General features: G+C 71.6%; 21 protein-coding genes and 4 tRNA genes. 6 read left to right on the plus strand and 19 right to left on the minus strand.

The features are described 5' to 3' along the window. Positions 1-35: 35 nt before the first annotated feature. The 6 genes from yajC to pdxT form a co-directional block, all read right to left on the minus strand. Positions 36-458, minus strand: a complete 423-nt coding sequence (gene yajC, locus ASF78_RS02060; RefSeq protein WP_082494752.1) for a preprotein translocase subunit YajC — start codon at positions 456-458, stop codon at positions 36-38. Positions 459-561: 103 nt separating this feature from the next. Then, a complete protein-coding gene (gene ruvB, locus ASF78_RS02065; protein WP_056587950.1) occupies positions 562-1,620 on the minus strand; it encodes a Holliday junction branch migration DNA helicase RuvB in 1,059 nt (352 codons plus the stop codon). Next, positions 1,613-2,224 (minus strand): Holliday junction branch migration protein RuvA, encoded by a 612-nt coding sequence (gene ruvA, locus ASF78_RS02070; RefSeq protein ID WP_056584333.1) that lies wholly within the window; start codon positions 2,222-2,224, stop codon positions 1,613-1,615. The genes ruvB and ruvA overlap by 8 nt, the downstream gene beginning before the upstream one ends. 82 nt (positions 2,225-2,306) lie before the next feature. Further along, entirely contained in the window at positions 2,307-2,873 is a 567-nt protein-coding gene (gene ruvC / locus ASF78_RS02075; RefSeq protein WP_056587953.1) for a crossover junction endodeoxyribonuclease RuvC, read from the minus strand. A gap of 53 nt (positions 2,874-2,926) precedes the next feature. After that, on the minus strand, positions 2,927-3,682 hold the full coding sequence (locus ASF78_RS02080; RefSeq protein ID WP_056584336.1) for a YebC/PmpR family DNA-binding transcriptional regulator: 756 nt from the start codon (positions 3,680-3,682) through the stop codon (positions 2,927-2,929). 52 nt (positions 3,683-3,734) lie between these two features. Then, positions 3,735-4,334: a pyridoxal 5'-phosphate synthase glutaminase subunit PdxT gene (gene pdxT / locus ASF78_RS02085; protein WP_056584339.1), complete on the minus strand. Its 600-nt coding sequence runs from the start codon at positions 4,332-4,334 to the stop codon at positions 3,735-3,737. 143 nt (positions 4,335-4,477) lie between these two features. On the opposite strand from pdxT, the gene kynU reads away from it, so the two are divergent. Continuing rightward, positions 4,478-5,710, plus strand: coding sequence for a kynureninase (gene kynU, locus ASF78_RS02090; RefSeq protein WP_056584341.1), 1,233 nt, complete (start codon positions 4,478-4,480; stop codon positions 5,708-5,710). A gap of 1 nt (position 5,711) precedes the next feature. On the opposite strand, the gene ASF78_RS02095 is transcribed toward kynU, so the two are convergent. The 9 genes from ASF78_RS02095 to ASF78_RS02135 form a co-directional block, all read right to left on the minus strand. Further along, on the minus strand, positions 5,712-6,323 hold the full coding sequence (locus tag ASF78_RS02095) for an NUDIX hydrolase (protein ID WP_082494921.1): 612 nt from the start codon (positions 6,321-6,323) through the stop codon (positions 5,712-5,714). A gap of 14 nt (positions 6,324-6,337) precedes the next feature. Next, entirely contained in the window at positions 6,338-7,261 is a 924-nt protein-coding gene (gene pdxS, locus ASF78_RS02100; RefSeq protein WP_056584343.1) for a pyridoxal 5'-phosphate synthase lyase subunit PdxS, read from the minus strand. Between the two features lie 98 nt (positions 7,262-7,359). After that, positions 7,360-8,016, minus strand: coding sequence for a hypothetical protein (locus ASF78_RS02105; protein WP_056584347.1), 657 nt, complete (start codon positions 8,014-8,016; stop codon positions 7,360-7,362). After that, a complete protein-coding gene (locus tag ASF78_RS02110; protein WP_056584350.1) occupies positions 8,013-9,239 on the minus strand; it encodes a glycosyltransferase family 4 protein in 1,227 nt (408 codons plus the stop codon). Before ASF78_RS02110 ends, ASF78_RS02105 begins: the two co-directional genes overlap by 4 nt. Further along, on the minus strand, positions 9,236-10,198 hold the full coding sequence (locus ASF78_RS02115; RefSeq protein ID WP_056584352.1) for a phosphatidylinositol mannoside acyltransferase: 963 nt from the start codon (positions 10,196-10,198) through the stop codon (positions 9,236-9,238). The genes ASF78_RS02110 and ASF78_RS02115 overlap by 4 nt, the downstream gene beginning before the upstream one ends. Further along, positions 10,195-10,806: a phosphatidylinositol phosphate synthase gene (gene pgsA, locus ASF78_RS02120; protein WP_056584354.1), complete on the minus strand. Its 612-nt coding sequence runs from the start codon at positions 10,804-10,806 to the stop codon at positions 10,195-10,197. The genes ASF78_RS02115 and pgsA overlap by 4 nt, the downstream gene beginning before the upstream one ends. Before the next feature lie 7 nt (positions 10,807-10,813). Next, positions 10,814-11,368 carry an HIT domain-containing protein gene (locus ASF78_RS02125; RefSeq protein ID WP_056584357.1) on the minus strand — a complete coding sequence of 185 codons (555 nt, stop codon included), beginning with the start codon at positions 11,366-11,368 and terminating at the stop codon, positions 10,814-10,816. After that, the gene (gene thrS, locus ASF78_RS02130; protein WP_056584361.1) at positions 11,368-13,380 is read right to left on the minus strand and encodes a threonine--tRNA ligase; all 2,013 of its coding nucleotides are present in this window, start codon (positions 13,378-13,380) and stop codon (positions 11,368-11,370) included. The genes ASF78_RS02125 and thrS overlap by 1 nt, the downstream gene beginning before the upstream one ends. A gap of 132 nt (positions 13,381-13,512) precedes the next feature. Beyond that, a tRNA-Val gene (locus ASF78_RS02135) sits at positions 13,513-13,585 on the minus strand. A gap of 299 nt (positions 13,586-13,884) precedes the next feature. Between ASF78_RS02135 and ASF78_RS02140 the strand changes: the two genes are divergently transcribed. Continuing rightward, positions 13,885-14,313 carry an SsgA family sporulation/cell division regulator gene (locus tag ASF78_RS02140; RefSeq protein ID WP_056095121.1) on the plus strand — a complete coding sequence of 143 codons (429 nt, stop codon included), beginning with the start codon at positions 13,885-13,887 and terminating at the stop codon, positions 14,311-14,313. A 57-nt stretch (positions 14,314-14,370) separates the two neighbouring features. Here the strand turns inward: ASF78_RS02140 and ASF78_RS02145 are convergent, their stop codons facing one another. Together ASF78_RS02145 and ASF78_RS02150 are read right to left on the minus strand one after the other, a co-directional pair. Further along, a complete protein-coding gene (locus ASF78_RS02145) occupies positions 14,371-15,234 on the minus strand; it encodes an aminotransferase class IV (protein ID WP_056584364.1) in 864 nt (287 codons plus the stop codon). A gap of 4 nt (positions 15,235-15,238) precedes the next feature. Further along, positions 15,239-16,306, minus strand: coding sequence for a chorismate-binding protein (locus tag ASF78_RS02150; protein ID WP_056587959.1), 1,068 nt, complete (start codon positions 16,304-16,306; stop codon positions 15,239-15,241). 157 nt (positions 16,307-16,463) lie between these two features. On the opposite strand from ASF78_RS02150, the gene ASF78_RS02155 reads away from it, so the two are divergent. The 3 genes from ASF78_RS02155 (at position 16,464) to ASF78_RS02165 (ending at position 16,769) form a co-directional block, all read left to right on the plus strand. Beyond that, a tRNA-Gly gene (locus ASF78_RS02155) sits at positions 16,464-16,535 on the plus strand. 55 nt (positions 16,536-16,590) lie between these two features. Next, positions 16,591-16,661 (plus strand) — tRNA-Cys (locus ASF78_RS02160). 33 nt (positions 16,662-16,694) lie between these two features. After that, positions 16,695-16,769 (plus strand) — tRNA-Val (locus tag ASF78_RS02165). Positions 16,770-16,904: 135 nt separating this feature from the next. On the opposite strand, the gene nhaA is transcribed toward ASF78_RS02165, so the two are convergent. Together nhaA and ASF78_RS02175 are read right to left on the minus strand one after the other, a co-directional pair. After that, positions 16,905-18,221 carry a Na+/H+ antiporter NhaA gene (nhaA, locus tag ASF78_RS02170; protein WP_056584367.1) on the minus strand — a complete coding sequence of 439 codons (1,317 nt, stop codon included), beginning with the start codon at positions 18,219-18,221 and terminating at the stop codon, positions 16,905-16,907. A 101-nt stretch (positions 18,222-18,322) separates the two neighbouring features. Next, the gene (locus ASF78_RS02175) at positions 18,323-19,843 is read right to left on the minus strand and encodes a SulP family inorganic anion transporter (RefSeq protein ID WP_056584370.1); all 1,521 of its coding nucleotides are present in this window, start codon (positions 19,841-19,843) and stop codon (positions 18,323-18,325) included. Positions 19,844-20,042: 199 nt separating this feature from the next. Between ASF78_RS02175 and ASF78_RS02180 the strand changes: the two genes are divergently transcribed. Continuing rightward, positions 20,043-20,432 (plus strand): MerR family transcriptional regulator, encoded by a 390-nt coding sequence (locus tag ASF78_RS02180; protein WP_056584373.1) that lies wholly within the window; start codon positions 20,043-20,045, stop codon positions 20,430-20,432. The last annotated feature ends 3 nt before the right edge of the window (positions 20,433-20,435 follow it).

Genomic DNA, 20,435 nt, shown 5'->3' on the forward strand with positions numbered 1-20,435 from the left:
TCGAGGTCCGGGCGTCGTCACCCGGACCGAACGGTCTACTTGGTGTCCGGCTCCCCGTCCTTGCGGGCGGGCGGGAGCGAGGACAGGTCGTCCGGGACGTCGATCACGTCGTCGTTCGCGCGGCTGATGCGGTCGGCATCGGTCACCACGTCGTCCTGGTCGTCGAGCTCGTCGTCGGCGTCGTCCTCGACGTCGTCGATCTCCTCGACCGGCGGCTCGATCTTCTTGGCGATCGCGGCGCGGATCCAGCGCGTGTGCGCGCCGGGGCTCGACTCGAGCGTGATGACGTCGTCCTCGACGGCCACGACGGTGCCCAGCAGACCCGACGCCGTCATGACCTCGTCGCCTGCGACGAGGTTGTTCCGGAACTCCTGCGCCACGCGCTGCTGCTTGCGGGTACGGCTCGACATGAGCCAGAGAGCGCCCAGGGCGATGGCCAGGATGAGGAAGAGTTCCACGGCGGTACGGCTCCGATCGGGTGGTGTGTCCGCCGCAGTCTAGGCGCAGCGGCTCGCCGCTCCAACGCACGGACCCCGGTTGTGGTTCCGTGATGTGGGCGGCTCAGCCGAACAGTGTGCCCGATCCGTGCGGAACCTCGAGCCCGAGGTGCGCCCAGGCCGCCGGCAGCGCGATGCGCCCGCGCGGCGTCCGGCCGACGAGACCCTCTCGCACGAGGAACGGCTCGGCGACCGTCTCGACGGTCTCGGGCTCCTCGCCGACGGCCACCGCCAGCGTTGTCAGGCCCACCGGTCCCCCGCCGAACCGGGTGCACAGCGCCGTGAGCACGGCCCGGTCGAGGCGGTCGAGGCCGAGCTCGTCGACCTCGTAGACGTCGAGCGCGGACCGCGCGGCGACGAGGCTCAGGGTGCCGTCGCCACGCACCTCCGCCCAGTCCCGCACGCGTCTGAGCAGGCGGTTCGCGATACGCGGGGTGCCCCGGGACCGGGACGCGAGCTCCGCGGCGGCCGCATGGTCCAGCGGGACACCGAGCAGCCCGGCCGACCGGACGAGGACCCGCTCGAGCTCGTCGGCCGAGTAGAAGTCGAGGTGCGCGGTGAAACCGAACCGGTCCCGCAAGGGTGCCGGGAGCAGGCCGGCGCGGGTGGTCGCGCCGACGACCGTGAACGGAGGAAGCGTCAGCGGGATCGCACTGGCACCCGCTCCCTTGCCGACGATCACGTCGACCCGGAAGTCCTCCATCGCCATGTAGAGGAGCTCCTCCGCAGGGCGCGCCAGGCGGTGGATCTCGTCGAGGAAGAGGACCTCGCCCTCCTCGAGGGACGACAGCACCGCCGCAAGGTCGCCCGCATGCTGGATGGCCGGGCCGCTGGTGACCCGCAGCGGGGCACCCATCTCGGCCGCGATGATCATCGCGAGCGTGGTCTTGCCCAGCCCGGGCGGTCCGGAGAGCAGTACGTGATCCGGTGCCTTGCCCCGGCCGCGCGCGGCGTCGAGCACCAGGGAGAGCTGGTCGCGCACGACGCGCTGGCCGACGAACTCCTCGAGCCGGCGCGGTCGCAGTGCGGCCTCCGCCGCCCGCTCCAGGTCGTCGGCCCCCGACTGGACGAGCGACTCCGCCGCGAAGCGCTCGGTCACCAGCTCTTCGCGCTCGTCAGCCATGCCCACCGCCCAGGGTCCGCAGGGCGGCGCGCAGCACGCCGGCGACCTCGTCGGCGGCCACCGGTCCCTCGGTGCCCTCCAGCACCGTCGACACGGCGTCGCCCGCGGCCCGTGCGTTCCAGCCGAGGCCGACGAGCGCCTCGACCACCTGGTCACGCCGGTCCCCGCCGAAGACGGCCGCGGCAGGGGCGCTCACGCTGGCGGGTGCACCGATGCGGTCCTTGAGCTCCAGCACGATGCGCTGCGCACCCTTGAGCCCGATGCCGGGGACGCGCTGGAGCGCCTTGAAGTCCTCGTCGAGCACCGCGCGACGCAGACCGTCCGGCGTGTGCACCGCGAGCATCGCCAGCGCCAGCCGCGGACCGACGCCGCTGACCGTCTGCACCGTCTCGAAGATCTCGCGCTCGTCGGCGTCCGCGAACCCGAACAGGGTCAGCGCGTCCTCCCGGACCACGAGCGACGTGGCCAGCTGCGCGGAGGACCCGACCCGCAACCCCGCCAGGGTGGCCGGCGTGGCGTGCACGAGCAGCCCCACTCCCCCGACCTCCACGACGGCGGCGTCGAGCCGCACCACCTGCACCGTGCCGTGGACCGACGCGATCACCGGCCACCTCCATCAGTCGAGACCATGTTTGCTGCCGCACACTCTGGCACACCCAGACGAACAGGTGTACGAAGACACGCGGTCAGCCGCGGCGCCGGGTCGCCTGCTCGGCGGTGGCCCACGCACGCTGCGCAGCCGTGAGCGAACCGGGTGCACGCTGAGGGGCACCGAGCGCTCCCGCCGGCCGCCAGAGGTGGCAGACGGCGAGGGCCAGCGCGTCCGCGGCGTCGGCCGGCCGCGGGAGCTCGTCGAGCCGCAGCAGCCGCTGCACCATCGTCTGGACCTGCGCCTTGTCGGCGCGGCCGTTCCCCGTGACCGCCGCCTTGACCTCGCTCGGGGTGTGCAGGGCGACGGGGATCCGGCGCCGTGCCGCGGCGACCATGGCGATGCCGGCGACCTGTGCGGTGCCCATCACGGTGCGCAGGTTCTGCTGTGCGAAGACCCGCTCGACCGCCACGGCGTCAGGTGCGTGCTCCTCGAGCCACTCCTCGATCTGCCGCTCGATCGCCAGCAGCCGCTGGTCGACGTCCCAGAGCGCGTCGGACGTGGCGACCCCCACCGCAACCATGGAGAGCCGGCGTGACGGAAGGCCGTCGACGACGCCGAGACCGCACCTGGTCAGGCCGGGGTCGACTCCGAGGACGCGCACGGCCACATGGTCGCAGCCGCCCCGGCTCGAACCCGGGAGGCCGCGCCGGGCGCTCAGTCCTCCTCGAGCTCCGCCATGACCTCGTCGGACGCGTCGAAGTTCGCGTACACGTTCTGCACGTCGTCGGAGTCCTCGAGCGCGTCGATCAGGCGCAGGATCTTGCGGGCACCCTCGGCGTCGACCTCGATCTGCGTGGCGGGCCAGAACACGACGTCCGCCGAGTCGTACTCGATGCCGGCGTCCTGCAGGGCCGTGCGGACGGGGACGAGGTCGGTGGCCTCGGAGAGGATCTCGAAGGCCTCGCCGAGGTCGTTGACCTCTTCGCCGCCCGCGTCCAGGACCGCTTCCATCACGGCGTCCTCGTCGGTGCCCTCCTTGGGCACGATGACGACGCCCTTGCGCGAGAACAGGTACGACACGGAGCCGGGGTCGGCCATCTGGCCACCGTTGCGGGTGAACGCGACCCGCACGTCGGACGCGGCACGGTTCCGGTTGTCGGTCAGGCACTCGACCAGGACCGCGATGCCACCTGCGCCGTAGCCCTCGTACATGATCGTCGAGTAGTCGGCGCCCCCGGCCTCCTGGCCGGACCCGCGCTTGACGGCGCGGTTGATGTTGTCGATCGGGACCGAGTTCTTCTTGGCCTTCTGCACCGCGTCGAAGAGGGTGGGGTTGCCCGCGAGATCACCGCCACCCGTGCGGGCCGCGACCTCGATGTTCTTGATCAGCTTGGCGAAGAGCTTGCTCCGCTTGGCGTCGACCACGGCCTTCTTGTGCTTGGTGGTGGCCCACTTGGAGTGACCCGACATCGCTTCAGCTACCCCTTCGTCTCCCGCGTCCTTCCCGTGGCCGACTGCACGGTCACAGGGTGTCGCGGACGATCTCTACGAACAGTTGGTGCACCCGGGTGTCCCCGGTGACCTCCGGGTGGAACGAGGTCACGAGCAACGGGCCCTGGCGGACGGCCACGATCCTACCGGCGGCGGGACCCGACTCCACCCGGGCCAGCACCGTCGCGGCCGGGCCGACCTCCTCGACCCAGGGCGCCCGGATGAAGACGCCGTGCACCGGCCCGTCGATGCCGGCGATGTCGAGGTCGGTCTCGAAGGACTCGACCTGCCGCCCGAACGCGTTGCGGCGCACGGTCACGTCCACCCCACCGAGGGTCTGCTGACCCTCGATGCCACCGAGCACCCGGTCCGCCAGCAGGATCATCCCCGCGCAGGAGCCGTAGGCCGGCATACCGGCACGCAGCCGCTCCTGGACCGGCTGGGACAGCTCGAAGGCGCGCAGGAGCTTGTCGATCGTCGTCGACTCCCCGCCGGGGATCACCAGGGCGTCGACCGTGTCGAGCTCCCGCTCCCTGCGGACGGGCACGGCGTGCGCCCCGACGGACTCCAGGGCGTGCACGTGCTCGCGCACGTCTCCTTGCAGGGCGAGGACTCCGACGGTCACGGTCACGACGGGCGAGTCTAGGCGCCGCACGCCGGAACCAGCCGCTCCTGGTGCGCGAGGGGCTGGCGATGCGCCTCAGCAGGTTGGCGCGCACCATGCGTCCTCGGAGCGGCTGGGTCGGACACGCCTGCGTCGTAGGCTCGCGGACCGTGACCTTCGACGAGCTCGACGCCCGAGCGGCGCACCTCGACGCCCAGCACGCGGCGACCGACCTGCGCGAGCGGTTCCTCCTCCCGCCGGGCGTCGTGTACCTCGACGGGAACTCGCTCGGCGCGCTCCCCCGCGGCGTGCCCGCCGCGGTCCGGGACGCCGTCGAGCAGCAGTGGGGCCACGACCTGATCGCGTCCTGGAACACGCACGGGTGGTGGGACGCGCCGGTGCGCGTCGGTGACGCGATCGGTCGGCTCGTCGGTGCGGCACCCGGTCAGGTGGTCGTCGGGGACTCGACGAGCGTGCGCCTGCACCAGTCCCTGCACGCGGCGGCGGCCCTGCGCCCGGGCCGGTCCGTCGTGCTGACCGAGCCGGGGTCGTTCCCCACCGACCAGTACGTGATCGCAGGTGTCGCCGCGCAGGTCGGGTGGCGCGTCGAGCACGCGACCCCTGCCGAGCTCCCCGCCCGCCTCTCACCCGACGTCGCGGTCGTCGTCCTGTCCCACGTCGACTACCGGACCGCTGAGCTGCTGGACCTGCCCGGCATCACCGCGGCCGCCCACGCCGCCGGCGCACTGGTCCTCTGGGACCTGTGCCACTCGGCGGGTGCCGTGCCGGTCGGCCTCGACGAGCACGGCGTCGACCTCGCGATCGGCTGCGGGTACAAGTACCTCAACGGCGGGCCCGGCGCCCCCGCGTTCGGGTACGTCGCGGCGCGGCACCAGGACGCGTTCGTCAACGTCGTGCCCGGCTGGCACGGGCATGCCCAGCCGTTCGCCATGGTCGACGAGTACGTCGGCGCCCCCGGCATCTCACGAGCGCGCATCGGGACGCCGCCGATCCTGTCGCTGCTCGCCCTCGAGGCGGCGCTGCGGGCGTTCGACGGGGTCGACATCGTCGACGTCCGCGCACGATCGCTGAGCCTGACCCGCTTCCTCCGGGACGCGATCACCGACGTCCTGCCTGCGGCCGAGCTCGCCTCGCCGGAGGCCGACGACCGCCGCGGCTCGCAGGTAGCGGTGCGGCACCCGGACGCCTACGGGATCGTGCAGGCGCTCGCCGCGCGTGGGGTGGTCGGAGACTTCCGCACGCCCGACGTGGTCCGTCTCGGCGTCGCCGCGCCCTACCTGACCCATGCGGACCTCGTCACGGCGGTGCGGGCGCTGCACGACGTGCTGGCGGGCGACGAGCACCGGGACCCGGCCTGGGCGACGCGGAACCCCGTCACCTGACCTACTCCCGCGCGAGCCCGAGGTGCCGTGTCTCGCCGTCCCACGCCGGGAGCAGTCCGCGGACCAGGTCGACGAGCCGGTCGGGGAACACCTCGATGTCGACGCGGTCGAGGTCGTCCAGCGACCACCAGCGCAGCTCGTCGATGACGTCGTGCTCCAGCTCGGTCCAGCCGGCACGGTCGACCACGTCGAACGACGACGCCGGCACCCGCGCGAGGTAGAGGATCTCGTCCTGCCGGCAGTGCTCGGCGAAGAAGTCGAAGATCGCGGACCGGGTGAACACGGGGCCCACGAGGTCGGCGGCGACGAGCACGATGCCCGTCTCCTCGCGCACCTCGCGCAGCGCCGCGGCCGACGCCTCCTCACCGTCGTCGATGCCGCCCCCGACCGTGAACCACCAGCTGCGGTCCGGCTGGTCCACGTCGTGCCCCCGGATCAGCAGCACGCGGTCGTCCTCGTCGAGCAGGATCACCCGGGCGGCCTCGCGGAACAGCAGACCGTCGTCGCCCCGCCGCCACTCCGGACCGAGCCCGTGCACCGGGCCACCGCCGTGCGCGCTCGACCGGGGAGACACGGCGGAGGCCGCGGACGAGTCGTCCGCGGCCTCCGACATGACGTGGTCCTGCGTCACCAGCCGCGCTCGGCGAGGCGGTGGGGCTCCGGGACGTCCTCGACGTTGATGCCGACCATCGCCTCGCCCAGACCGCGGGAGACCTTCGCGATGACGTCGGGGTCGTCGAAGAAGGTGGTGGCCTTGACGATCGCGGCGGCACGCTCGGCCGGGTTGCCCGACTTGAAGATGCCGGAGCCGACGAACACGCCCTCGGCGCCGAGCTGCATCATCATCGCGGCGTCCGACGGCGTCGCGATGCCGCCCGCGGTGAAGAGCACGACCGGGAGCTTGCCCGCGAGGGCGACCTCCTTGACCAGGTCGTACGGTGCCTGCAGCTCCTTGGCGGCGACGAACAGCTCGTCCTCCGGGAGCGACGTGAGGCGGCGGATCTGGTCGCGCAGCGTGCGCATGTGCGTGGTCGCGTTGGACACGTCACCCGTGCCGGCCTCGCCCTTGGAGCGGATCATCGCCGCGCCCTCGGTGATGCGGCGCAGCGCCTCGCCCAGGTTGGTCGCGCCGCAGACGAACGGGACCGTGAAGGCCCACTTGTCGATGTGGTGCTCGTAGTCGGCCGGGGTCAGCACCTCGGACTCGTCGACGTAGTCGACACCGAGCGACTGGAGCACCTGCGCCTCGACGAAGTGGCCGATGCGCGCCTTCGCCATGACGGGGATGGAGACGGCCTCGATGATGCCGTCGATCAGGTCGGGGTCGCTCATGCGCGCCACGCCGCCCTGAGCGCGGATGTCGGCCGGGACCCGCTCGAGGGCCATCACGGCGACCGCTCCGGCGTCCTCGGCGATCTTCGCCTGCTCGGCGTTGACGACGTCCATGATGACGCCGCCCTTGAGCATCTCGGCCATCCCCCGCTTCACGCGGGCGGTGCCGATGACGCCGGCGTGCGTCGCGGTGGTGGGCTGGCTGTTCTCGCTGGTCACGTCGAGCCTCGCAGATCCTCGTGCGGTGTGGGGACGGTCGCCGGAGCGGCCGGATCGGTCAATCGTAGTCCGTCGCGCCGGGGGTCCCGGGCCCCGTCTCAGGTGGGCGGAGCGCTCTCCACCGGGCCGCGGCGGGCGCCGGGTCGACCAAGGTTCTCCGGCCACGCGTCGTCCAGCTCCAGGCTGCGCGGCTCGGGGGCGTGACCCGCGAGGCGCAGCAGGCGCACCAGGGGGCCGCGTCGGGCGCGCGACGTCTGGGCGACGGCCTCGTTGTGGAACCGACGGGCCAGCTGCACGCGGTACCAGGACGACGCGAGCAGGTCCACGAGCTCGTCACCCGCGGGGTCCGCACGCAGTGCCGCGACCTCGTCGGGGTCGTCCAGCGCCTCGCGCAGCGTCGCGGAGAGCTCGCTCTCGATCCCGCCGCGGTCCACCGCCAGCAGCTCCGCCCCGCCGACCGGGAGGTCGTCGGGGCTGACGAGCGCCAGCAGGTCGACGGGCAGCTCGCTCGCCCCGGTGGACAGCGCTGCCCACGCCGCCTCGCCGACGAGCACCGAGCTCACGGGGTCGAGCAGCCCGGAGGTCGCCAGCTCCGCGGCCACCGTGGCGCGGCGCACCAGCTGGGCATCCAGGACCGCGCGGGAGGTACCGACCTTGCGGTGCAACCGGTCGAGCCGCGACGCCGCCACCCACACCCACCACAGGGCGAGCGCGAGCACGATCGTGACGTAGACGGTGATCTCCGACCACCTCATCGGGACTCACCCCGACCCCGACGCAGCTCGAGCAGCCGAGCGCCGCGGACCGACGACGGGTCCTCGCCGACCGGTGAGTCCCGGCCGGCGACGACCATCTCGTACACGGCGAGCACCTGGTCGGTCACCGTCGCCCAGTCGTACTGGCGCACCACCTCGAGCGCGTGCGCGGACACCGACTCCCGCAGGTCCGCGTCACCCAGGACGCGCAGGAGCGTCGCGGCCAGGTCCGCACTGTCCCCGGTCCGGAACAGCACGCCTGCCGCGCCGTCGTCGAGCACGCGGGAGAACGCGCCGAGGTCGCTCGCGACGACGGTCGCGCCGGCGCTCATCGCCTCGACGAGCACGATGCCGAAGCTCTCGCCACCGGTCTGCGGACCGCAGTACACGTCGACCGACGCCAGCAGGTTGGCCTTGTCCTCGTCGGAGATCCCGCCGAGGAACTCCACGGCCGCCGCCGCTTCGTCGCCCAGCAGCTCACGGACCTCGTCCGGCCCGGTCTCGCCTCTGCCCGCGACCAGGAACCGCGCACCGGGGATCTCGGCCAGCACCTGCGGCACGGCGCCCAGCAGGACCGGCAGCCCTTTGCGCTCCTCGTCCAGCCGGCCGAGGAACGCGATGGTCGGGCGCTCGGGCGTCCCCGTCCAGCGGGGGTCCGACGTCGCGGCGGTGAACTGGTCGACGTAGACCCCGTTGGGGATGACGACCGCGTCGCCACCCATGTGTTCGACGAGGGTGCGGCGGGCGTCCTCCGAGACGGCGATCCGTGCGGAGATCTTCTCCAGCGACTGCCGCACCAGCGGGTAGGCCATCTGGAGCGGGCGGGACCGGATGAGGGCAGTGTGGAACGTCGCCACGATGGGCCCGTCGGCGATCCACAGCGCCAGCATGCCGAGACTCGGGGTGACCGGCTCGTGCAGGTGCAGGACGTCGAACTCCCCCGACGCGAGCCACTTGCGCACGCGCGCAGCCGTCACCGGGCCGAACGTCATGCGGGCGACCGCGCCGTTGTAGCGCACGGGGATCGCGCGCCCTGCCGCGGTCATGTACTCGGGGATCGGGGTGTCGTCGTCCGCCGGCGCCAGGACCGAGACGGTGTGTCCCCGCGCGATCAGGGCCTCCGCGAGGTCACGGACGTGGAACTGGACGCCGCCGGGCACGTCGTAGGAGTACGGGCAGACGACGCCGACCCGCAGGGTGCGCTCGGCGCGGCGCGGGCTCATCCGACGCTCCCCTGGGCCGCGAGCGTCGCGGCGTAGCGCTCGGGGTCGAGATCCTCGACGAACACCTTCTGCAGCATGTGCCAGTCCTGCGGGCGCTGCCGGACGCCTGCGGCGAACTCGTCGACCCAGGCCTGGGTCATCGCGCGCACCCGGTCGGCGCGCGGCACGTCCGCCGGCATCTCGATCGCCTTGTTGAACTGGATGACGATGCCCCACGGCGAGCCCGCCGCCCGACGTCGGGCGCCCCGCAGCCGCTCGTAGTAGATGACGGTGGTCACCAGCGGCGCACCGGTCGTGATCGCCAGCGCAGCCGGACCGGCCGCGACCCGCGCGCGGTGCCCGAACAGGTCCACCTCGAGGCCCTTGGACGTCAGGTCGCGGTCGGCGAGCAGCGGCAGGATCGCCGCACCGTGGCGGGCCGCCCGCACCAGCCCACGGAAGACGTCACCACCGCCGGTGAGCGCGAAGATCGTGATCCCGATGCTCTCCCGGAACGCGACGAACTCCTGGAACAGCGCCTCCGGCTCGAGGCGTTCCGCGACCGTCGTGACCGGGGCGATCTCCCGGGTGCACCACGCACCGGCGAGGTCCCAGTTCCCCGTGTGCCCGAGTGCGAGGACGATGGCCTGGTCGTTCTCCGTGTACTTCCGGACGTTCTCGACACCGACCACGCGCACGCGCGCGTCGACACGGTCCTGCGACATGCTCGCCAGCGCGAACGCCTCGCCGAAGTACCGCATGTACGACCGCATGCCCAGGCGACCCAGCCGGCGCAGGCCACGGGCGTCGAGCTCGGGACGGACGCGCGCGAGGTTCCTCTCCAGCTGCTTCACCCCAGCGCCGCGACGCAGCCACGCGACGTCCGCGGCGGCGTCGCACAGCGCCCGCAGCACGGGTCCGGGCAGCTTGCCGGCGACCTTCCACGCGGTCGCGTAGGCGCGGGCGACGTCCACCTTCACCCCGTCACCTGCGCCGCCTGGCGGTACACCTTGTTCATCCGCTGCACGATCGTCACGGCCGACGCCAGGGCGAGCAGGCCGAGCACGACGGTGAGGACGACGGTCGGCGCGCCGACGCCCACCGCGAACGTGGCGACGAGCACGAGCGCGAGACGGTCCGCGCGCTCGGCGATGCCGCCCGACGCGGTCATGCCCAACCCTTCGGCGCGAGCACGCGCGTACGGCACGATCGAGCCGAGGACGAGGCAGGCGAGTGCGAGGCAGGCGGAGAGCCGGTCGTCGCCACCCGCGGTGAACCAGAGCACGAGGCCGGCGAAGATGGCGCCGTCACCGAACCGGTCCAGCGTCGAGTCGAGGAACGCCCCCCACGGCCCGGAACGTCCGGCCTGCCGGGCCATCACGCCGTCGAGCGAGTCGGTGAGCACGAACACGGCGATGACGAGCGTGCCGAGCAGCAGGTGCCCGGTGGGGAACGCCCAGAGCGCCGTGACGACCACCACGAGCGTCCCGCCGATGGTCACCGCGTCCGGGGAGACGCCCAGGCGAAGCAACGCCTTGGCGACGGGGGTGAAGAAGCGCGTCATCGCACCGCGCAGTCCGTTCAGCACGTGCCGATCATCCCTTCGGTGCGGTCGGCCAGGCAGCCGCGAGCCGCGCCCGCGTGTCGCTCAACAGCTCGGGCAGCGCGCGGCTGCGGGCCACGATCGGCAGGAAGTTCGAGTCGCCGCCCCACCGGGGCACCACGTGCTGGTGCAGGTGCGCGGCGATCCCCGCACCGGCGACCTCGCCCTGGTTCATCCCCAGGTTGAACCCCTGCGGCGCGGAGACCTCGCGGACCACCCGCATCGCCGCCCGCGTCAACGACGCCACCTCGGCGACCTCCGGCTCCGTCAGCTCCGTGTAGTCGGCGACGTGCCGGTACGGGCACACGAGCAGGTGCCCCGAGTTGTACGGATACAGGTTCAGCACCACGTAGGCCACGGCACCGCGCGCGACGACGAGACCGTCCTCGTCGCTCAGCGTCGGGATACGGCAGAACGGGCAGCCGTCGCCGGCGGCACCGTCGACAGGCTTGTCCTGCCCGCCCAGGTACGCCATCCGGTGCGGGGTCCAGAGCCGTTCGAACCCGTCCGGCACGCCCGCGAAGTCGTCGGCGGACTCGGTCGCCATCAGACCTGCACGCGGTCGCGCACCGCCGAGACGATCCGCTCGACCGCCTCCGCCACCGGGACGCCGTTCTCCTGGCGCCCGTCGCGGTACCGGAACGAGACGGCTCCCGCGTCCGCGTCCTCGCCGCCGGCGATGAGCACGAACGGGATCTTCTGCGTGCTCGCGTTACGGATCTTCTTGCCGAACCGGTCGTCGGAACGGTCCACCTCGGCCCGGATCCCCTGCGCCCGCAGCTGCTGGACGACCTCGTCGAGGTACGGCTCGAACGGCTCGGCCACGGGCACGGCCAGCACCTGGACCGGCGCGAGCCAGGCCGGGAACGCGCCGCCGTAGTGCTCGGTCAGCACGGCGAAGAACCGCTCCACCGAGCCGAACAGCGCACGGTGGATCATCACGGGCCGCTGGCGGCTGCCGTCGGAGGCGGTGTACTCGAGCTCGAACCGCTCGGGCAGGTTGAAGTCGAGCTGGATGGTGGACATCTGCCAGGTGCGCCCGAGCGCGTCTTTGACCTGCACCGAGATCTTCGGTCCGTAGAACGCCGCACCGCCCGGGTCGGGCACCAGGTCGAGCCCGGAGGCCTCCGCGACCGCGCGCAGGGTCTCCGTGGCCTCGTCCCAGACCTCGTCGGAACCCACGAACTTCTCCGGGTTCTTGGTCGAGAGCTCCAGGTAGTAGTCGTCGAGGCCGTAGTCCTTGAGCAGGTCCAGGACGAACTTCAGCGTCGTGGTGAGCTCGTCCGCCATCTGCTCGCGGGTGCAGTAGATGTGGGCGTCGTCCTGGGTGAAGCCGCGTGCGCGGGTCATCCCGTGCACGACGCCGGACTTCTCGCACCGGTAGACGGTGCCGAACTCGAACAGCCGCAGCGGCAGCTCGCGGTAGGAGCGGCCGCGCGCCGCGAAGATCAGGTTGTGCATCGGGCAGTTCATGGGCTTGAGGTAGTACTGCTGGCCCGCCTTGCGGACGTGCCCCTCGTCGTCGCGCTCCTCGTCGAGGGTCATCGGGGGGTACATGCCGTCGGCGTACCAGTCGAGGTGCCCCGAGATCTCGTACAGCTTGCTCTTGGTGATGTGCGGGGTGTTGACGAACTCGTACCCGCCCTGGATGTGCCGCAGCCGGCTGTAGTGCTCCATCTCCATGCGGACGACGCCGCCCTTCGGGTGGAACACCGCCAGGCCGGACCCGATCTCGTCCGGGAAGGAGAACAGGTCCAGCTCGGTGCCGAGCCGGCGGTGGTCGCGACGCTCCGCCTCGGCGATGCGCTCGAGGTACGCGCGCAGCTCGTCCTTGGTGGGCCAGGCGGTGCCGTAGACCCGCTGCAGCTGCGGGTTCTTCTCAGACCCACGCCAGTAGGCCGCGGCGGAGCGGGTCAGCTGGAAGCCGTTGCCCAGCACGCGGGTGCTCGGGACGTGCGGACCGCGGCAGAGGTCCTGCCAGACGACCTGCTCGCTCTCCCGCCCCGCACCACGCACGTTCTGGTAGATGCTCAGTCCGCCCAGGCCGACCTCGACCGACGCCCCGTCGGCGGCCTGCGGGTCGCCCTTGAGGCCGATGAGCTCCAGCTTGTAGGGCTCGTCGCGCAGCTCGGCGCGGGCCTGCTCCTCGGTCACGTCCCAGCGACGGAAGGTCTGGCCCTCCTTCACGATCCGGCCCATGACCTTCTCGATCGCCTTGAGGTCGTCCGGGGTGAACGGGGTGTCGACGTCGAAGTCGTAGTAGAAGCCGTCGGTGATGGGCGGGCCGATGCCGAGGCGCGCCTTCGGGTTGACCTCCTGCACGGCCTGGGCCAGCACGTGCGCAGCGGAGTGCCGCAGCACCGCCAGGCCGTCGGGCTCGTCGATGGTCACCGCCTCGACGACGGTGCCGTCGGCCAGCGGCAGGTGCAGGTCGCGCAGCTCGCCGTCCACGCGGGCCACGACGACGTCGCGCCGGGAGGAGTACAGGTCGGTACCCGTCGTCCCGGGCTCCACCGTGGTCGCGATCCCGTCGACGGTGAGGGTGATGAGCTCGGGCACCGGTCCAGCCTCCTTCGTGGCCGCTCGCCCTGGCGGCGAGCCACTCGATGCTACCGGCGGGCCTGCCACCTACCGGACCTCATAAGAACGGCAGGAGGGGCCGGCCCGTGGGGCCGACCCCTCCTGATCCAGTGGGCGATACCGGACTCGAACCGATGACCTCCTCGGTGTGAACGAGGCGCTCTACCAACTGAGCCAATCGCCCGTCATGCGCGGACTCGCCCATCCACGACACGCCTGGTGCCGTGAATGACGACCACCCGCGGGTGACATCGAAGAGGATGCTACCCGGGTCGGGTCGAGAATCCGAACCGGGCTCACCGGGGTTCCCTGCAGGTCATCGCGCCGAAGTCAAGGGACCTGTGGTCGCCAGGACGGGTGCAGTCGCGTGTCGCCGGAACATCGGGGCGCGTCCCTCCGGGTGAACTCGGGCCCACTACCGGTCCAATCGGGCACCTGGCCTGCCATGATGGGACCTCCAGCCCTTGCGAACAGGAGGACCCGATGCCGAGCTCGACTTACGACGTCGTCGAGGTCGTCGCCATGCAGCTCATCGGGTCCGACGCCAGCGTCATCCCGGTGAGCGCCGAGTTCTCCTTCAGAACTTCCGATCCGTACACGGTGCGCGCGGTCTTCACGGGCCCGCACACCATGTCCACCTGGCTCATCGGCCGCGAGCTCCTCTCCTTGGGGATGCATGCGACGGCTGATGCTCCCGCCGGGACCGGTGACGTGCAGGTGTGGCGCGACGAAGACCCCGACTACACGCTCGTGTCGCTCAGCGGAGTCGAGGGCAGCGCGCTGCTGGCCGCTCCCACCGAGCCGATCGAGCGTTTCCTCGCCGGGACCGAGGCCCTCGTGCCTCTGGGCACGGAGAGCGACCGGATGGAAGGCGAGATCACGGCGCTCATCGCCGCTCTCCTGACCGCCTGACACCTTTCTTGCTGCGACCGGTTCCGCCTCGGCGGGGCCGGTCGTCGTCGTTGGGCGTCACGGGTCGAGATCGTCGGAGAGCCGCTCCTGGAAGAGCCTCTGCGCCTCGAGCGAGACCGGTCCCGCGTCGATGTCGACGCCGTCGAGGCTGACGACCGGCGACACGTTGCGGATGGAGCCGCTCATCATCAGGTGCGCCGACCCGTCGGCCACGTCGTCGAGCACCTCGTACCGGAGCTCACCGGCTGCCGCCACGCGGACAGGGAGGCCCGCAGCCGCGGACCACTCCAGGAGCAGCTCGCGCGTGATGCCGGCCAGGCAGCCGCTCGACAGCGGCGGGGTCACCAGCTCGCCGTCACGCTCGACGAAGACGTTCGACGCGGTGCCCTCGCACAGCTCCCCGACCGTGTTGGCCAGCACGGCCTCGTCGGCACCGCGCCGGTACGCCTCCGCGACCGCGACGACGTTCTCGGCGTAGGACGTCGTCTTCAGGCCGGCCACCGACGACCGCTCGTTGCGCACCCACGGCACGCGGACCACGCGGGAGACCTCCGACCGCGCGCCGGGTCCGGCGAGCACGAGGACGCTCTGGCGCTGCTCCTCGGCGGCGAACCGGTTCGAGCCGAGCGGCCCGGGACCACCCGTCAGCGTGATACGCAGGCGGCCGACCTCGGGCCCCGCGTCCGCGAGCACCGCAGCGACACCCTCCCGGATCGCCCCCTCGTCGGGAGCGGCAAGGCCCAGACCCTCGGCAGAACGCTTCAGTCGACGCAGGTGGCGGCTCAGCGCGAACGCCGTGCCGTCGTACACCGCACAGGTCTCGAAGACGCCGTCGCCGACGGTGAGGCCGTGGTCGACACCCGACAGGAGGAGGTCCTCAGGACCGTGCAGACGACCGTTCGACCAGATCACGACACCCATCGGGTCAGTCTGTCACCGTCCCGCCGCCCCCACCGGACGCCAGGCCGACCAGCCGCGCGGCCTTGAGCTCGGTCTCCGCCCACTCCCCCTCGGGGTCGCTCCCCCACGTGATCCCCGCACCGGTTCCGAACCGCAGGACGTCGTCGGCCCACCAGAAGGTCCGGATGCCCACGGCGAGCTCCGCCCGCACCTCCCCGTCGGCACCCACCTCGATCCACCCGACGGCCCCGCAGTACGGACCACGCGGGGAGGTCTCCAGCGCCGCGATGATGTCGAGCGCCGACGACTTCGGAGCACCCGAGACGGAGCCGGGTGGGTAGGTCGCGTCCAGCAGTCGCGTCCACAGGTCAGGGGCCGTGGCGACGTCGTCGGTCAGCACCCCCTGCACCGTGCTCACCAGGTGGACGAGCCCGGGGTGACGTTCCTCACCCAGGAGCGTGGTGACCTCGACCGTGCCGGGCACGCAGACCCGCTGCAGGTCGTTGCGGACCAGGTCGGTGATCATGACGTTCTCCGCGCGGTCCTTGTCCGTCATCGCCTCCGGCGTGGCGGCCGTCCCCTTGATCGGCCCGCTGGTGACGACACCGCCCTCGACGCGCAGGAAGAGCTCCGGCGAGGCCGTGACCACCCACACCTCCCCCGGCACCTGCACGCCACCGGCGTACGGCGCCGGGTTGCCCGCCCCCAGCAACGCGCCGAGCGCCCGCGCATCGGGTTCGCCGGGCAGCGGAGCGCTCAGCACCCGGCAGAGATTGGCCTGGTAGACGTCCCCTTCCTGGATGTGGTCCCGCACCCGGCCGACCGCGGCGACGTACTCGGCACGGTCGAGCGAGGACGTCCACGACGTCGCCGACGGACCGCCCCACCCGCCGCTGCTCACCGGCCCCGCAGGGGCGACCTGAGCGAACCGCCACGCCCGCACGGCGCCCTCGAAGTCGCCCACGACCGCCCACCAGCCCGGCTCCGCGAGCCGTTCCGGCTGTGCCCGGACGTCCACGACCTCGACGACGCCGGTCGCCTCCACACCGGCGAACCACGCGACGCCACGCGGACTGACGGTCTGCTCGGGCACGCCCACACGCTACCGAGCAGCACGCCCTGGCCTGCGACGTCCCCGTCGATCCGCGCGATCACCCGGGTGCCCGGAGCCAGTTGGACTCTCGCGGAGATCGTCAGTTAGAGTTCGGGACGCACACGGAACACCGGTGAAAGCCGGGGGGACGTGCTGTGCGGACGTGGCTCAGTGGTAGAGCATCACCTTGCCAAGGTGAGGGTCGCGGGTTCGAATCCCGTCGTCCGCTCGGAGGCAGACACTCCTGATCGGCTGACCGCAGCCGCTGAGGACTGCGGTCTCACGGTGGAGTGGCCGAGTGGCGAGGCAGCGGCCTGCAAAGCCGTATACGTGGGTTCGAATCCCATCTCCACCTCGTATCACCACAGCAGTACCCCTGGTTCGCCATGGGCGATTGGCGCAGCGGTAGCGCGCTTCCCTGACACGGAAGAGGTCACTGGTTCGATCCCAGTATCGCCCACCAGCATTGCCGCAGGTCAGGCCCCACTTCGGTGGGGCCTTCCTCGTTTTCGTGCCAGGAGCGTGCCAGGTCCATCTCGTCGGACTGAGGGCGCCGGAACGGCCAGGTCGACCAGCTGGCGAGGACGCGGCATGGCGGTCATTCCGACGTGTCGCGAGCCTGGTACACGTCCGGGACTCCGTCATGGTCGTCGTCGGCCAGCTCAGCAGCCCGGATCCGTCGGTACGTGCGGTTGCGACTCAGGAGGATGACGCTCGCCAGGACCGCCGCAGTCAGCGAGCCGACGAGGATCGCGACCTTGACGTGGTCGTCCGCCTCGCTGCCGGCACCGAACGCCAGGTCTCCGATGAGCAAGGACACCGTGAAGCCGATCCCCGCGAGGATCGCCAGCCCGAGGACGTCGACCCAGGTGAGGTCGGCGTCCAGGTCGGCTCGGGTGAACCGGGCCACCAACCAGGTCGCTGTGAGGATGCCGATCGGCTTGCCCAGGACCAGTCCCAGGACGATGCCGATCGCGATCGGGTCCCTGACAGCGTCCCGCGCCCCCTCGAGACCGCCCAAGGTCACCCCGGCGGCCATGAGCGCGAAGACCGGCACGGCGACCCCGGAGGACAGCGGCCGGAACCGGTGCTCGAAGTGTTCGGCCAGCCCGGGGCCGGCCGCCGGTCCCCCGGCCCGGTCGCTGCGCACCACCGGCACGACGAACGCCAGCAGCACCCCCGCGACGGTGGCGTGCACGCCCGAGGCGTGCACCAGCGTCCAGGTGGCGACGGCGAGCGGAAGGAGCAGCCACCACGACCGGACCCGTCGCTGCACCAGCACCGCGAAGAGCGCGAGCGGGACGAGCGCACCCAGCAACGGCGTGACCGCGAGCTCGTCGGTGTAGAAGACGGCGATGATGACGATCGCGAGCAGGTCGTCGACCACCGCAAGTGTCAGCAGGAACGTGCGGAGCGCCGTGGGCAGATGCCTCCCGATGACGGCGAGCACCGCGAGAGCGAAGGCGATGTCCGTCGCGGTCGGGATCGCCCAGCCCTCGAGTGCGCCGTCAGCAGCGCGAGCGTTCACCGCCGCGTAGATCGCGGCGGGGACGATCACACCACCGACGGCGGCGGCGATCGGCACAGAGCCGCGACGGGGATCGCGGAGATCGCCCGCGACGAACTCCCGCTTCAGCTCGAGACCCGCGACGAAGAAGAAGATCGCCAACAGTCCGTCCGATGCCCAGGCTTCGACCGAGAGATCAAGGTGCAGGGCCGAAGGGCCGAACGTGAACTCCTGCACCGCTTCGTACGCGTCGACCCATGGAGAGTTCGCCCAGACCAGCGCGACGACGGCCGCGACCAGCAGGAGGGCTCCCCCGACGGTCTCCTTGCGCAGGATCTCGGCGATCCGTTGCGCCTCGGGCCACGTCCCTCGGGACAGCAGCCGGGCGGTCTGATCAGGTCTCGGCACGGGGTCGACCTTCGTCTGGAGTCGGTGAGGACGTTGCCGACCAGGCTTCCCGGCTCACCTCGGCAAGCGTACCGGCGATCTCCGCCGAGGCCCCGGCGTCCTCAGTGGCCCGCGCCGAGGTGGCCGCCCAGTCGTTCGTGCCGTTCCGCGCTGTCGGGGTTGAGCCCGACGATGGTGACCTTCTTGCCCTTCGCCGCGTACTTGGTCGTGATGGCGTCCAGGGTGGCGACCGTGGAGGCGTCCCAGACGTGCGCGTTGGTCAGGTCGATGACGACGTCCTGCGGATCGCCCGCGTAGTCGAACTGGTAGACGAGATCGTTGGACGACGCGAAGAACAGCTCACCTTCCACGGCGTAGACGCGCTGGTCGTGGGTGTCGACGACGTCCTGCCGCGTGACGGTGGTGAAGTGCGCGACCCGCCGGGCGAACAGGGCCATCGCGACGACCACGCCGACGAAGACCCCGTACGCGAGGTTGTGGGTGGCCACGGTGACGACGACGGTGGCGACCATGACGGTGGTCTCGGACCTGGGCATGCGACGCAGGGTGCTCGGACGGACGGAGTGCCAGTCGAAGGTGCCGACCGAGACCATGATCATCACGGCCACCAGGGCGGCCATCGGGATGATCGCGACGACGTCGCCGAGCCCGACCACGAGCACGAGCAGGAAAACTCCTGCCAGGAACGTCGAGATCCGGGTGCGCGCTCCGGAGACCTTCACGTTGATCATCGTCTGGCCGATCATGGCGCAGCCGCCCATCCCGCCGAAGAACCCGGTGATGATGTTCGCCGCGCCCTGACCCCACGCCTCGCGGGTCTTGTTCGAGTGCGTGTCGGTCACGTCGTCGACGAGCTTGGCGGTCAGCAGCGACTCGAGGATGCCGACCAGGGCCACTGCGAGGGCGAACGGCGCGATGATGCGCAGCGTCTCCACCGTCAGCGGGACGTTCGGCAGCACGAGCTGCGGAAGGCTGTCGGGCAGCGCGCCCTCGTCGCCGACGGTCGGCACGGTGATGGCGGCGAGCACCGTCGCGGCGGTCAGGAGCACGATCGCGACCAGCGGCGCCGGGACGACAGTCGTCCACCGGGGCAGGACGACCATGAGGGCGATGCCCACGGCGACGAGCGGGTAGACCGCCCAGGGCACCCCGACGAGGTGTGGCACCTGCGACAGGAAGATCAGGATGGCCAGGGCGTTGACGAACCCGACCATCACCGACCGTGGGATGAACCGCATGATCTTGGCGATGCCCAGCACCCCCAGGACGACCTGCAGGAACCCGGCCACGATGACGGCAGCGATCAGGTAGTCCACGCCGTGCTCGCGGGCCAGGGGCGCGACGACGAGGGCCACGGCACCCGTCGCGGCGGAGATCATCGCGGGACGTCCGCCGAGGAACGCGATCGAGACCGCCATCGTGAACGAGGCGAACAGCCCGATCCGCGGGTCCACCCCGGCGATGATCGAGAACGCGATCGCCTCCGGGATCAGCGCCAGTGCGACGACCAGGCCGGCCAGCACCTCGGTGCGCAGCCGCCTGCCTGAGCGCAACGCGCTCCGGACGGAGTTCGTCTCGTCGGCCTCCGGCACTGCTGGTGAGGCTCGTCTCTCGGTCGACATCGCGATCCGTTCGGGTTCAGGGACGCGCACGCCCCGCGCCGCAGACGGGCGTCTGCGGCCAGATGGTCAGGAGCGCGCACCACTGCGCACGAAGAATGTGGGAGCCTCGCCGTCTGTCGAGGACGGCAGGACGCACGAACTCTACCCTGACGTGAGGGTAGGGTGCGGGCTCCACAGGATCAGGAGCCGGGAGGACGACGTGAGCACGGCTGCGACCGGCGGGACCCTGCAGATCGGGGCGGTCGCCGAGCTCACCGGTCTGTCACTGCGCACCTTGCGGCACTACGACGAGGTCGGACTGCTGCGGCCGACCGGGCGCAGTGTGGGTGGCTTCCGCCTCTACACCGCCCCTGATGTCGAGCGCCTGCTCCTGATCCGTCGCATGAAGCCCCTGCGTTTCACCCTCGAGGAGATGGCGGACCTGCTCGAGGTCGTCGACGCGCTGGCGGGCGCCCCCGCCGAGGCGGTAGCCGGGCTGCATGCCCGCCTCGACGACTACGTCACCGCGGCCGAGGCGCGGCGCACCGAGCTGGCCCGCAAGCTCGAGATGGCCGATGAGTTCATCTCGACGCTCCGCGACAAGCTGTAGCCG

The sequence above is a fragment of the Cellulomonas sp. Leaf334 genome (assembly GCF_001424195.1).
Classification (GTDB): domain Bacteria; phylum Actinomycetota; class Actinomycetes; order Actinomycetales; family Cellulomonadaceae; genus Cellulomonas.